The 13658-nt window shown below is 49.7% G+C and carries 12 protein-coding genes; 11 read left to right on the plus strand and 1 reads right to left on the minus strand.

The annotated features are described in order from the left end of the window. Positions 1 to 32 precede the first annotated feature (32 nt). From cmk to ACI3EW_RS06610, 11 genes are all read left to right on the plus strand, one after another. Complete coding sequence (gene cmk / locus ACI3EW_RS06560; RefSeq protein ID WP_118297828.1) at positions 33 to 704, plus strand: (d)CMP kinase; 672 nt, start codon at positions 33 to 35, stop codon at positions 702 to 704. Position 705: 1 nt separating this feature from the next. After that, positions 706 to 1551, plus strand: a complete 846-nt coding sequence (gene ispH / locus ACI3EW_RS06565) for a 4-hydroxy-3-methylbut-2-enyl diphosphate reductase (RefSeq protein ID WP_405580956.1) — start codon at positions 706 to 708, stop codon at positions 1549 to 1551. Continuing rightward, a complete protein-coding gene (gene rpsA, locus ACI3EW_RS06570; RefSeq protein ID WP_117469879.1) occupies positions 1539 to 2618 on the plus strand; it encodes a 30S ribosomal protein S1 in 1080 nt (359 codons plus the stop codon). The genes ispH and rpsA overlap by 13 nt, the downstream gene beginning before the upstream one ends. Before the next feature lie 313 nt (positions 2619 to 2931). Then, the gene (locus ACI3EW_RS06575; RefSeq protein WP_405580953.1) at positions 2932 to 3666 is read left to right on the plus strand and encodes a hypothetical protein; all 735 of its coding nucleotides are present in this window, start codon (positions 2932 to 2934) and stop codon (positions 3664 to 3666) included. A 55-nt stretch (positions 3667 to 3721) separates the two neighbouring features. Further along, a complete protein-coding gene (locus tag ACI3EW_RS06580) occupies positions 3722 to 3928 on the plus strand; it encodes an alpha/beta-type small acid-soluble spore protein (RefSeq protein WP_182426495.1) in 207 nt (68 codons plus the stop codon). A 152-nt stretch (positions 3929 to 4080) separates the two neighbouring features. Continuing rightward, a complete protein-coding gene (locus ACI3EW_RS06585) occupies positions 4081 to 5175 on the plus strand; it encodes a cobalt-precorrin 5A hydrolase (protein WP_405580950.1) in 1095 nt (364 codons plus the stop codon). 56 nt (positions 5176 to 5231) lie between these two features. Further along, positions 5232 to 6308, plus strand: a complete 1077-nt coding sequence (locus ACI3EW_RS06590; RefSeq protein ID WP_405580947.1) for a bifunctional adenosylcobinamide kinase/adenosylcobinamide-phosphate guanylyltransferase — start codon at positions 5232 to 5234, stop codon at positions 6306 to 6308. Next, positions 6308 to 7396, plus strand: a complete 1089-nt coding sequence (locus ACI3EW_RS06595) for a pyridoxal phosphate-dependent aminotransferase (RefSeq protein ID WP_118531843.1) — start codon at positions 6308 to 6310, stop codon at positions 7394 to 7396. Before ACI3EW_RS06590 ends, ACI3EW_RS06595 begins: the two co-directional genes overlap by 1 nt. A gap of 217 nt (positions 7397 to 7613) precedes the next feature. Next, positions 7614 to 9068 carry an IMP dehydrogenase gene (gene guaB / locus ACI3EW_RS06600; RefSeq protein ID WP_118531841.1) on the plus strand — a complete coding sequence of 485 codons (1455 nt, stop codon included), beginning with the start codon at positions 7614 to 7616 and terminating at the stop codon, positions 9066 to 9068. A 114-nt stretch (positions 9069 to 9182) separates the two neighbouring features. After that, entirely contained in the window at positions 9183 to 10082 is a 900-nt protein-coding gene (locus ACI3EW_RS06605) for an AEC family transporter (protein WP_015554888.1), read from the plus strand. Between the two features lie 124 nt (positions 10083 to 10206). Next, complete coding sequence (locus ACI3EW_RS06610) at positions 10207 to 11760, plus strand: ABC-F family ATP-binding cassette domain-containing protein (protein WP_118531837.1); 1554 nt, start codon at positions 10207 to 10209, stop codon at positions 11758 to 11760. Positions 11761 to 11880: 120 nt separating this feature from the next. Here ACI3EW_RS06610 and ACI3EW_RS06615 read toward each other — a convergent pair whose 3' ends face one another. Then, the gene (locus ACI3EW_RS06615; protein WP_118531834.1) at positions 11881 to 13299 is read right to left on the minus strand and encodes a spore germination protein; all 1419 of its coding nucleotides are present in this window, start codon (positions 13297 to 13299) and stop codon (positions 11881 to 11883) included. Between the last annotated feature and the right edge of the window lie 359 nt (positions 13300 to 13658).

Raw genomic sequence — 13658 nt, forward strand, 5'->3', positions numbered from 1 at the left:
AAAAACTTGAAATAAACTAAGGGGAGAATGACATGTCTTTTAATGTAGCGATCGACGGCCCGGCAGGGGCCGGAAAGAGTACCGTGGCAAAATCTGTCGCGGCACTGAAAAACTTTATCTATGTGGACACCGGAGCGATGTACCGGGCCATGGCACTCTATTTTCTTCGAAAAGGCATCGACAAAACGGACGAGAGTGCGATCAACGCCGCGTTGGGTCAGGTGGAGATCACGATCCGCTATGAGAACGGTGCGCAGCAGGTGATCTTAAACGGTGAGAATGTGTCCGGTCTGATCCGCACCGAGGAGGTCGGAAATATGGCATCTGCGACTTCTGTCTATAAAAAGGTCCGGGAGAAGCTTGTAGAACTCCAGAAGGAGCTGGCGAGACAGGCGGACGTCATCATGGACGGCCGCGATATCGGAACCTGCGTCCTTCCGGATGCCGACGTGAAGGTGTATCTGACTGCAAGCTCCGCAGTCCGTGCAAAACGCCGCTACAATGAGCTCAAAGAGAAAGGCACTGACTGTGATCTCGACGAGATCGAGAAGGACATCATCGACCGGGACTACCGGGATATGCACCGGGAGAATTCTCCGTTAAAGCAGGCGGAGGATGCGGTGCTTCTTGACAGCTCCGACATGACTCTGAAGGAAGTTGTGGACGCGATCGTTGCGATGATCGAGAAAAAGCAGGGTGCGTGACATGGAAGTAACAGTGGCAAAGACAGCGGGCTTCTGCTTTGGCGTGAAGCGTGCTGTGGAAAAAGTATATGAGCAGATCGGAAAGACGGAAAAACCGATCTACACCTACGGTCCGATCATCCACAATGAACAGGTCGTGGGGGATCTTCAGGAAAAAGGAGTGGAGGTCATCGACACTCTGGAAGAGCTGAGGACGATCCGCGATGCCGTTGTTGTGATCCGTTCCCACGGCGTCGGAAAAGATGTCTATGACATTTTGAAAGAAAACGGAGTGGAGATCGTCGATGCCACATGTCCGTATGTAAAAAAGATCCACCGGATCGTGGAAAAACAGACCGCAGAGGGAAGAAGAGTCCTGATCGTCGGCAGTGAGGACCATCCGGAAGTGCAGGGCATCAAGGGCTGGGGTGATGAGAGGACAAAAGTCATCGAAAACATGGATGATTTCCGCAGACTGGAATTACCGGAGGACGAAAAGCTTTGTATCGTATCCCAGACGACATTTAATTACAAGAAATTTCAAGATCTAGTTGAAAAAATTTCTAAAACGCGGTATGATATAACTGTTTTAAATACGATTTGCAATGCAACACAGGAAAGACAAGTGGAAGCGATGAGGATAGCCTCGCAGGTGGACGTGATGCTGGTTATCGGCGGGAAACACAGCTCGAATACCCAGAAGCTATACGATATCTGCCGGAAGGAATGTAAAAACACCTATTACATCCAGACTCTGGGCGACTTTAATCCTGAATGTATTAGTTCTGTGCGCAGTGTAGGTATTACGGCCGGGGCGTCAACCCCAAACAATATTATCGAGGAGGTTCATACTAAATGTCAGAGTTAAGTTTTGAACAAATGTTAGAAGAATCATTAAAAACAATACGTACAGGAGAGGTTGTCACCGGTAAGGTCATTGACGTAAAAGAAGACGAAATCGTTTTAAATATTGGTTACAAGTCTGATGGCATCATTACCCGCAGTGAATACACAAACGAGTCCAACGTAGACTTAAGAAATCTTGTACATGTTGGTGACGAGATGGAAGCCAAAGTCGTAAAGGTGAACGACGGTGAAGGTCAGGTTGCTCTTTCCTACAAGAGACTGGCTGCAGACAGAGGAAATAAGAGACTTGAGGAGGCATTTGAGAACCACGAGGTTCTTACAGCAAAGGTTTCTCAGGTTCTTGACGGCGGTTTAAGCGTGATCGTGGACGAAGCTAGAATCTTCATCCCGGCAAGCCTTGTATCCGACGTATATGAGAAAGATTTATCCAAATATGCTGATAAAGAGATCGAATTCGTAATCACAGAATTCAATCCGAGAAGAAGAAGAGTCATCGGCGACCGCAAGCAGCTTATCGTTGCTAAGAAGGCTGAGATGCAGAAAGCACTCTTCGAGAAGATCCATGTAGGTGATAAGGTAGAAGGAACTGTTAAGAACGTAACTGATTTCGGTGCATTCATCGATCTCGGCGGCGCTGACGGTTTACTCCACATTTCCGAGATGTCCTGGGGAAGAATCGAGAATCCGAAGAAAGTATTCAAGGTTGGCGATAAGGTAACAGCTCTCATCAAAGATATCAACGGTGAGAAGATCGCTCTCTCTATGAAGTTCCCGGAGACAAATCCGTGGGCTGACGCTGCTGAGAAGTACGCAGTAGGCAACGTAGTTACAGGTAAGGTAGCTCGTATGACTGACTTCGGCGCATTCGTTGAGCTTGAGCCGGGCGTAGACGCTCTGCTTCACGTATCCCAGATCTCCAGAGAGCACGTTGCTAAGCCGGCTGATGTACTTTCCATCGGTCAGGAGATCACTGCAAAGATCGTTGACTTCAACGAGGCAGACAGAAAGATCAGCTTAAGCATGAAGGCTCTTGAGGCTGACAACGCACAGGAGCAGACTGAGGAGTAATCTGGAAGTCTTTGATCGGAAATGAATTTTTTGGGACATCACAGTTGTGATGTCCCTTTTTTGCTTAACGGGAAATTTCAACGGAACCCCTGTTAAGCAAAAGGGCACTGCCTGCCCAGGGTGCGCACTCCAAAGTGCCCGGATTGCCGCAGAAATGCCGCAATCCGGATCCTTTCTACAAAAATGCGTAAGGGATTTGTAAATGAAATCCTAGTGTATTTTCAAGAATTATATGCTAAGATATGCCTACAAAAAAGAAAACAGCTGCGACAACTTTTTTGAAATCTGGAAAATTTGAGGAGGAACTGATATTATGAAGAATATGAAAAAAATGACTGCGCTGGCATGTGCAGCGATGATGATGGCATCTATGGGAATTACCGGATGTGCAAAGGCGGACGGACAGACAAAGGAAGAGACAAAAGCTGTTGTCGTTGAGACTCCGACAGGAACGGAAACTTCCGCAACGACAGAAAATGAGGCGACAATGCTTCCAGGCGGCGAAAACCCGGAGGGCACAGGAGCGGAGGCAGAGAGTGAATACGCTCCGTTTGTCGGCACCGTTGTTTCCATGGAAAACGGTGAGCTTACGATGAACCGCCAGGTCGGGGATTCTACCGAGGAAGTGATCATCACGATCTCTGATGATACAAAGATCCTCGACGGCGTCAACGGTTACCCGGTTGAAGCAGATACTCTGACGGAAGGAAAAGCAGTGAACGTTTATGTGGGACCGGCGATGACAATGAGTCTGCCGCCGATCGCGAACGGGATCATGATCATCACGGATGTTCCGGAGGACGCGGCGTTCCCGAAATATACCCAGGTAGAGAGCCTTGATCAGGGAAGTGCAGACGGAGAGTTCGTTTTAACAACCGTGGATGGCAGCGAATACACGATCACGGCTGAGACAAGACTTCTTCCGTATCTGACTAAAAATATCGTTTCCGAGGAAGATCTCACAGAGGGAACCGATATCCTCGTCTGGACATCTGCAGATGATGCCGCAAAGACAGAGAAGATCGTGATCTTCCAGAGCGGAAACTAAGGGAATAAAAAGACAGGATCCGGGCATACTTCCTTTACGGAAGGAGTGTGGACCATTGTCTAAAAAGAAAAGGGAACCGATCGATCCGGAGCATATAAAGCCGGAGGATCGGATGAAATTTGAGATCGCGAAGGAACTGGGACTTGCCGACAAGGTTGTAGCCGGCGGGTGGAGGTCACTCACTGCAAAGGAGAGCGGACGGATCGGCGGTCTTATGACAAAAAAGAAAAGAGAGCTGTCTGCGGGGGAAGAACACATCTGATGAGGAGAAAAAGGGAAATTTTCGGACCGAAAATTCCTACCCGCAAAAAGTAACAGGAAAACTGCCGTTGAACAACCGGCAGTTTTCTTTTATAATGAGGAAGAAAGAGTTTGGCTGAATGCAAGTGAGACTTGATCCGGAGAGGATGGAAGATGATGAAGGTATCGCTCGTCTGCTTTACGAGAATGGGATTTGAAACGATGAAAAAGATCGCCGGGACGGGGAGTGCCGGCGGAAATGAGGAAAAATGGGACACGTCGCTGTGGGTCGCAGGGCGTTACGCGCTCCGGCTTGCCAGGGAAGATGCCGGTCTTCCTTATCAGGCGATCGCGGAGGGCGGACTTTCCGCGTGGACCGGGGCGGAGTTTCAGCGCTCGGATGCGCTTATTTTTGTCGGCGCCTGCGGGATCACTGTCCGCGCCATCGCCCCGTTCGTGCAGGATAAATTCCATGATCCGGCTGTTCTCTGCGTGGATGAGGCGGGAACGTTCGTGATCCCGCTCCTTTCCGGTCATGTAGGAGGAGCAAACCGCCTGGCGGAGTTTGTGGCCGGTGGGATCGGGGCGGTCCCTGTCGTCACGACGGCGACGGATGTGGAACGGAAATTCGCAGTGGATGTCTTTGCAAAGGATCACGGGCTTGTGATCACGGACCGGGTACTTGCAAAAAGGATCTCGGCGGATATTCTTGCGGAGGAACCGGTTGGCGTGCTCTCGGATTTCGGCTTTTCAGGATGGAAAAAAATACCGGAAGGACTGTTTCGCGACCGGCTCTGTAAACGGAATATCCGGATCACGGTGTCGGACCGGGAGAAGGACGGGATCCCGTCAGACCGTGTCCTGCGCCTCGTACCGAGGTGTGTGGCACTGGGGATCGGATGCAAACGGGGAACTCCCGCGGAGAAGATCCGAGAGACGGTGGAGGACGCTATGAGGCGGAACGGGATCGACCTCAGAAGTGTCTTTGCGGTCGCGAGTATCGATATCAAAAAGCAGGAACAGGGGATCATCGATTTTGCAAATACGCTGCAGGTCCCGTTTCTCACCTTTTCCAGTGAGGAGCTGAACAGCCAGCCGGGAACGTTTACAGAGTCGGAATTTGTCAAAAAGACGACGGGAACCGGAAATGTCTGCGAGAGATCTGCGGTGGCAGCCTGCCGGATGGGAGTCAGAGACTGCCGGATCTTATTTAAAAAGGAAGCGGGAGATGGCGTGACGGTGGCGGCGGCGTATGATCCCAGGCTGTAAAAAGATGCTATGCGGCAGCGCTTGTGATGTACACGGATAATAGGAGAGAAGAGACTATGATGATTCTTGTAAACGGAGGCAGTTCGAGCGGAAAATCGGCATTTGCGGAATCGCTGATCCTTGAACAGGATAAAAGAGAACGGGCGGAAGAAAATAAGACCTGCCCATCCTGGTATCTGGCGACGATGATCGCCTGGGATGAGGAGTGCAGGGAGCGGATCCGGAAACACCGGAATATGCGGGCGGAGAAGAATTTCAGGACGATCGAATGTCCGGTGGATCTTGAAACGGCGGAGATCCCGGCTGGGAGCCGCTGTCTTCTGGAATGCGTTTCAAACCTTGCGGCGAATGAGATGTACCGGGGAGATATGAAGAATCCGGAGGAACATGCAAAAGAGAGGATCCTTGCCGGAATCGAAAAGGTCAGGAAGAAGTCCGGCTTTTTCGTGATCGTGACAAATGATGTCTCCGGAGAGCAGGGGGCATACTCGGAGGAGACGGAAGAGTACCGGAACCTTCTGGGAGAGATCAATATTGCGCTGGCCGGGGAGGCCGATGAAGTGTATGAGGTCCTCTGCGGAATTCCGGTAAAGATAAAAACTGCGGAGAAGAACACGGCTCAGAGAGAGGACAAGGAGAAAATGGAGCATATGACAGACGGGATCACGCTGATCACAGGGGGAGCGCATCAGGGGAAAGCGAAATTTGCCATGAAAAGGGCGGTGGAGAACAGAGAAGACCGCTTTATCTGTGCGGCGGACGGAGAAAAAACGCGATTTGCCGATGCGTTCAACGCGGAGGTGATCTTAAATCTTCATATATATATAAGAAGAATGATCAAGGATCCGGACGAGTCGGGACTGCGGACGGAATATCCGGCTGGAAATGAGGAAAATTGCGGGGACAGGGCGGAAGCGTGCATGTACCGCTTTCTGGATGAAATTCTGGAAAAAAATCCGGCAGCAGTCATCACCTGTGATGAGATCGGCTGCGGGATCGTCCCGGTGGACGCGGATGACCGCCTCTGGCGTGAGATGACCGGGGACGCGTGCCAGTATCTGGCAGCACGCGCGGGAACGGTCTTTCGCGTTGTCTGCGGGATCCCGGTGCTGTTAAAAGGCGGTGAGCAGTGATGGAATACGGACACGGCGGTGATGTTTACCGGAACCGGAACGTGGAGCTTGACTTTTCGATCAATGTAAATCCACTGGGGATGCCGAATTTTGTGTGGGAGGCGGCGATGAAGAGCATCGCACTCAGCACCAGATACCCGGACAGTACCTGCGGAGCACTCCGCGCGAGAATGTCGGAACTTACCGGGATCCCGGGGGAGATGATGATCTTCGGGAACGGCGCTGCGGAGCTGATCTTCCGGCTGGTGCAGACGTTATGCCCGAAGAAAGCCGCGATCCCCGCCCCGTCTTTTATGGAATATGAGACCGCACTGAAAGCATGTGGGACGGAAGTTTCCTTTTTTTACTTAAAAGAATCGGAATCCTTTTTTCTAAACATTTCCGAATATCTGGAATTTCTGAAAAAAGAACGCCCCGATATGATCTTTTTGTGTACACCGGCAAATCCGACCGGTGCGATGATGAGAAAAGCGGATCTCTTAAAGATCCTCGACTACTGCAAAAGAGCGGGGATCGTTGCCGTGATCGATGAATGCTTTATCGAATTCTTAAATGAAGAAAAGGCGGATGGCTGTATCCGGGAATTTCTGGCGTGGAAGGAAGGAATGCCGGAAAATGGGGGAACGTTATTTCTCCTCAGGGCATTTACGAAGACATACGCGATGGCGGGACTGCGGATCGGCTATGGATTTTGCACGGATCCGGGGCTTATCGAGCGGATGGAAGAAAACTGGCAGCCGTGGAGCGTATCGATCCCGGCCCAGGAAGCTGGGCTGGCGGCTCTTTCGGATGAGCGGATCCCGTTCCTGAAAAAAATGCGGGAGCTGGTGGAAAAGGAGAGAAAGGTTCTCTCGGACGGACTCACAAAGGCGGGATTTACAGTGTTCCATTCGGAGGCGAATTTCCTTCTGTTTAAGGATTTTAAGACGGAGCAGGAATCGTGGCTGTACGAGTTTTTTCTGGAACACGGGATCCTGATCCGGTCCTGCAAAAACTACAGGGAACTCGATTCGAGATTTTACAGGATCTGCGTCCGGACGCACGAGGAAAATCTTGAGTTTCTGGAGATCCTGAAAGAGTACCGGTAATTCCGTATGGCGAGGCTGGAACTGCCGGGCTGAAAAATTTTCGGAAATTTATAAGCAAAAATAATAAAAAAGTGAAAAAAATTATATGAATTGACGGTTGCTAAAATTCGACAAAGCTGTTATACTCTAGGATAATAACTGGAACTGACGCAACGACAGTTTTTAGTTATATTTTTTTTAAAAATAATAAAACAGAAGAAAGAGAGGGAACCATAAAATGGGTAAGATCATTGGTGAAGGTATTACATTTGATGATGTGCTCCTTGTACCTGCATATTCTGAAGTAATCCCAAATCAGGTTAATGTTTCAACACACCTGACAAAGAAAGTCAAACTCAATATTCCATTTATGAGTGCCGGCATGGATACCGTTACTGAGCACCGCATGGCGATCGCTATGGCGCGACAGGGCGGAATCGGTATCATTCACAAAAACATGTCGATCGAGGCGCAGGCTGAAGAGGTAGATAAGGTAAAACGTTCTGAAAACGGAGTAATCACAGACCCATTTTATTTGTCCCCGGAACATACATTAAAAGATGCAGATGAGCTGATGGCAAAATTCCGCATTTCCGGTGTTCCGATCACTGAGGGTAAAAAGCTTGTCGGAATCATCACAAACCGTGATCTGAAATTTGAGGAAGATTATTCCAAGAAGATCAAAGAGTGCATGACTTCCGAGCATCTGGTTACAGCTAAAGAAGGCGTAACCATGGAAGAAGCAAAGCGCATTCTTGCAAAGGCAAGAGTCGAGAAGCTTCCGATCGTTGATGAAAACTTTAACTTAAAAGGACTCATTACGATCAAAGATATCGAGAAGCAGATCAAGTATCCGAACTCCGCAAAGGATGACCACGGAAGACTTCTCTGCGGTGCTGCAATCGGAATCACAGCAAATGTTCTTGAGAGAACGGAAGCCCTTGTAAATGCAAAGGTCGATGTTGTTGTTCTCGACTCTGCGCACGGACACTCTGCGAACGTTATCAACTGCGTAAAGATGATCAAGGAGAAATATCCGGATCTTCAGGTAATCGCCGGTAACGTTGCAACGGGTGAGGCTACAAGAGCCCTGATCGAGGCCGGCGTTGACGCTGTCAAGGTTGGTATCGGACCGGGATCGATCTGTACGACACGTGTCGTTGCAGGTATCGGTGTTCCGCAGATCACTGCTGTTATGGACTGCTATGCAGTTGCGAAGGAGTACGGTATTCCGATCATCGCCGACGGCGGTATCAAGTATTCCGGAGATGTTACAAAGGCTCTCGCAGCCGGCGGTAATGTCTGCATGATGGGATCCATGTTCGCGGGCTGCGATGAGAGCCCGGGAGACTTCGAACTTTATCAGGGAAGAAAATATAAAGTTTACCGTGGAATGGGATCTATTTCTGCTATGGAGAACGGCAGTAAGGACCGTTACTTCCAGTCGAACGCGAAGAAGCTTGTTCCGGAAGGCGTTGAAGGACGTGTTGCTTACAAGGGATTCGTTGAGGATACCGTATTCCAGATGCTGGGCGGTCTTCGTGCCGGTATGGGATATTGCGGTGCTCATGATATCAAAGAGCTTCAGGAGAACAGTCGTTTTGTTAAGATCTCCGCAGCCGCACTCCGCGAGAGCCATCCGCATGATATCCACATCACAAAAGAGGCTCCGAACTACAGCGTAGACGAATAATTTTAATCCCGAGAGGGCAGCAAAAGGCTGTGCAGGCGGCGGAAACGCTGTTCCCTGCACAGCCTTTTTTCGGACTGTGTGTATTTAGAAATAAGGGACCAGATGGAAAATTTTATGAAGATGCTTTCGACCCAGGCGATCCTGCTCGTGTACATGGCGGTGGGATTTTACTGCAGAAAGCGTGGAATTATTGAAAAAAAGATGCAGGGAAAGCTCACGGATTTTGTTCTCAGGATCACGCTGCCCTGTATGATCTTTAACTCCTTCAGCATGCATATCACATTGGACATGTTAAAACAGGCGGCCCTGTGTCTCGGAGTGGCGTTTTTTATCTGCTTCGCGGCATGGCTCGGTGGAAAAGTTGTCTACAACATGTATCCGAAGGAGAAAAAATCCGTCTTACAGTATGCCACACTCGTCAATAACGCGGCGTTTTTGGGGCTGCCGATCGTAAAAGCGGTGCTCGGCGAGGCGGGAATGTTCTTGGCGTCGATCTTTATTATCCCGAACCGTATCTTTATGTGGACGGCGGGAGTATCGATTTTCACGGCGGAGGCGGATAAAAAGGCTGCGTTTAAGAAGGTCATGCTGAATCCGTGCGTGATCGTGATCTTTATCGGACTTTTCAGGAGCTTCACAGATTTTACTCTGCCGGAATTTCTGGCAAAGTCTATCACGGGACTTGGAAACTGTACAACTCCGCTCTCCATGGTCCTGATCGGGACGATGATGACGGAACTGACACTGGCGTCCTTTAAGGACTGGAGTACTGTGTATCTGGCGTTTATGCGCCTTGTGGCACTGCCGTTTCTGGCGCTCTTTATCATGCGCCTGTTAAATGCAGATCCGATCATGACAGGGTGCGCGGTGATTCTTACAGCGATGCCTGCGGGAAGCACGACGGCGCTTCTGGCGGAGAAATATGGATCGGATCCGGTGTATGCGTCGAAATGTCTGCTTACCAATACACTGTTCTCTTTGATCACAATTCCGATCATGACATTATTTATATGATATCAGGGTCAAAAGGTCTGAAGTCCGACGCAAGCTTGCTTGCAGTAGTATAGGTTTACCTGGGGTTCCAGGAGAAAGGGAAAACGGCTGAATTATAAGGAAAAGCCGGAATAAAAGAAGTTTTATGAGTATTTTAAATGTAGAACACCTGAGCCATGGTTTCGGAGACCGGGCTATCTTTACGGACGTTTCTTTCCGCCTGTTAAAGGGGGAACATATCGGTCTCATCGGAGCAAACGGTGAGGGAAAGTCCACATTTATGAATATCATCACCGGAAAGATGATGCCGGATGAGGGAAAGGTCGAGTGGTCGAAGAATGTCCGTGTGGGCTACTTAGACCAGCATACCGTGCTTGAGAAGGGTATGACGATCCGCGATGTGCTTAAGAGTGCCTTTTCCTTCCTCTTTGAGATGGAGGAGAAGATGAACGACATCTGCGCGAAGATGGGAGACGCCTCTGAGGAAGAGATGAACGCCATGATGGAGGAGCTGGGAACGATCCAGGATCTTCTGATGGCACATGATTTCTACATTATCGACTCCAAGGTGGAGGAGATCGGACGCGCCTTCGGCCTCGACGAGATCGGTCTTGACAAGGACGTTGACGAGCTCTCCGGCGGACAGAGAACGAAAGTCCTCCTCGGAAAACTTCTTCTTGAAAAGCCGGATATCCTGCTCCTCGACGAGCCGACAAACTACCTGGATGTACAGCATATCGAGTGGCTGAAACGGTATCTCCAGGACTATGAAAATGCCTTTATCCTGATCTCCCATGATATCCCGTTTTTAAACAGCGTGGTAAACCTGATCTACCATATGGAGAACCAGAAGCTTGACCGCTATGTGGGTGACTATGACCGGTTCATGGAAGTCTACGAGATGAAAAAGAGCCAGTTGGAGGCAGCTTACAACCGGCAGCAGGCGGAGATTGCGAAGCTTCAGGATTTCGTTGCGAGAAACAAGGCCCGTGTTGCGACGAGAAACATGGCGATGTCGAGACAGAAGAAGCTGGACAAGATGGAGGTCATCGAGCTTGCAAAGGAAAAACCGAAGCCGGAGTTCCATTTCCTGAATGCAAGGGCAACCGGAAAACTGATCTTTGAGACGAAGGATCTTGTGATCGGTTATGATGAACCACTTTCAAAACCGCTTAATTTCCTCATGGAGCGCGGTGAGAAGATCGCGGTCATTGGCGCCAACGGTATCGGAAAGACCACTTTTTTAAAGAGCATTCAGGGCCTGATCCCGGCAATCTCCGGAAGTGTTGAGGTCGGTGATTACCAGTTTCCTGGCTACTTTGAGCAGGAGATGGCACCGGGAAATACGACGACCTGTATCGAGGAGATCTGGAAGGAGTTTCCGTCCTACACCCAGTACGAAGTCCGCTCTGCCCTTGCAAAGTGCGGCCTGACTACGAAGAATATCGAGAGCCAGGTCCGCGTCCTCTCCGGTGGCGAGCAGGCGAAGGTCCGCCTCTGCAAGCTTATGAACCGGGAGACGAATGTTCTTCTTCTCGACGAGCCGACGAACCATCTGGATGTGGATGCGAAGGATGAGCTTAAGAGAGCACTTCAGGAGTACAAAGGAGCAGTTCTCCTCATCTGCCATGAGCCGGAGTTCTATGACGGACTGGTGTCAAAGGTTTGGGATCTCAGTAAATGGTCGTTGAAGATTTGATATATTTACAATTGAAGAAATCCGTGTCCTGCACAACGAAATATGCAGGACACGGATTTTTTGTGCAATGGGAAATTCCGGTAAATGAAATGCATCAATACGGAATTTACCGGAAAATGGTCAGCGTTTATTTTTCTCTGTATGCGGCAGCCGTCCCCGGAGGAATCTCTTTTTGATCTCCGGCCACGAAAACGGGATCAGCGGATAGATATAGCTCTTTCCGGCGATGGTGCGGTTGAATACGATGGAGCAGACGGCGATGGCGGTGCCGAGGATGAATCCCCAGACGTTTAAGAGGGAGGTCAGGATCAGCAGGATCACACGCATGAATTTTAGCGCGTAACCCATCTCAAAGCTCGCCTGGGAGTAGTTGGCGATGGTGACGAAGGCCATATATAACATCGTCTCCGGGTTGAACCAGCCGGATTTTACGGAGTACTCACCGAGGACAATACCGGCGATAACGCTTAAGGGTGTCGTCAGCATGCTGGGCGTATTGACAGCGGCGAGGCGCAGGCCGTCGATGGCAAATTCCAGGATCAGGAGCTGGAAGATCAGCGGCACATACATGTCATCCGCCAGCTTGATAAACTCCAGCCAGTCTGGGATCCAGTTCTGGTTCTGCATAAAGAGAAGCCACACCGGGGTCAGAAACAGGGTGAGGAAGGAGACTGTCATCCTGGAGAGACGCAGGTAGGTTCCGGTCACCGGCGGGAAGTAATAGTCATCTGCCTCCTCAATAATGTCAAAGACTGAGGATGGCAGGATCATGCAGGCGGGGGAATTGTCAACAAGGATGACGATGTTTCCCTCCAGAATAGACGCTGCAGCCGTGTCCGGACGTTCAGAAAAACGAAATTTTGGGAACGGGTTGAACCATTTGTGGGGAAAGATACATTCTGCCAGACTTTCCTGATTCATAGTCAGAGCATCTACATGCAGATTTTCGATGCGGTCCTTGATCTTATTTAGCAGGTCCTCGTCCACACGACGTTTCATGTAGCAGATCGCGATGTCTGTGTGGGAGCTTTCTCCGGTCTGCATGATCTCCACCGTGAGATTCACGTCCCGGATCCGGCGGCGGATCAGGGCGGTATTGAAGATCATGGTCTCCACGAAGCCATCCCGGGAGCCTCGGAGCACCTTGTCTTTTTCGGGCTCCGAAACCCCGCGGGCCGGGTAAGTACGGCAGTCGATGAGGATTGCCCGGTCATACCCGTCGATTAAAAGACAGGAGAGGCCGGAGAGAAGCTGAGTGAAGATGATGGTATCATCGGTCTCGATGGTGGTTTCGCCGTAGTGGACATGCTGCTTTGCAAAGTCATGGGCGGATGCCGGGAAAGCATCCGGCTTTATGGAGGCGAAGTCCTGCATCAGCCGCAAAAGGATCTCGTCCTTTGTGAAGCCGTCCACAAAGTACAGGCAGGCTTTTTTGCCGGCGATGGTCAGCGTGCGGTAGACAATGTCAAAGTTCTTTGAAATGTCCAGAATTTCGTGAAAGTGTGAGATGTTCTGGTCGAAGTTGGTTGAAATATTCATGGCTCATTGGTCCTTTCGAGGATAATTACAGTGTAAAGGCAACGCTTCAGCAAAGCTGCGGATTTACTGTGATGGCTGCAGTACAGTATAGGATTTCTTAAAAACTATGAAATTATGCGGGGGATACATGGCATCTGTATGCCACCAGCAAATGTGTGCAGTATACAAAATTCTGACCATATCGGACAGGACGGCCATAGAATAGATTGTTTTTTTGTAAAAACAACGAATCTGCTTTTCCTCAGCGGACATTTGTGCGGAAGATAGTAAATATATACAATAAAATTGTGCAAATTTAACTATATTTACCATAGCATTTCCGGTAATATTTTGTTATACTGCATAAGCATTGAAATTGA

This window comes from Pilosibacter rotomagensis, from assembly GCF_045062245.2.
Taxonomy (GTDB): Bacteria; Bacillota; Clostridia; order Lachnospirales; family Lachnospiraceae; genus Pilosibacter.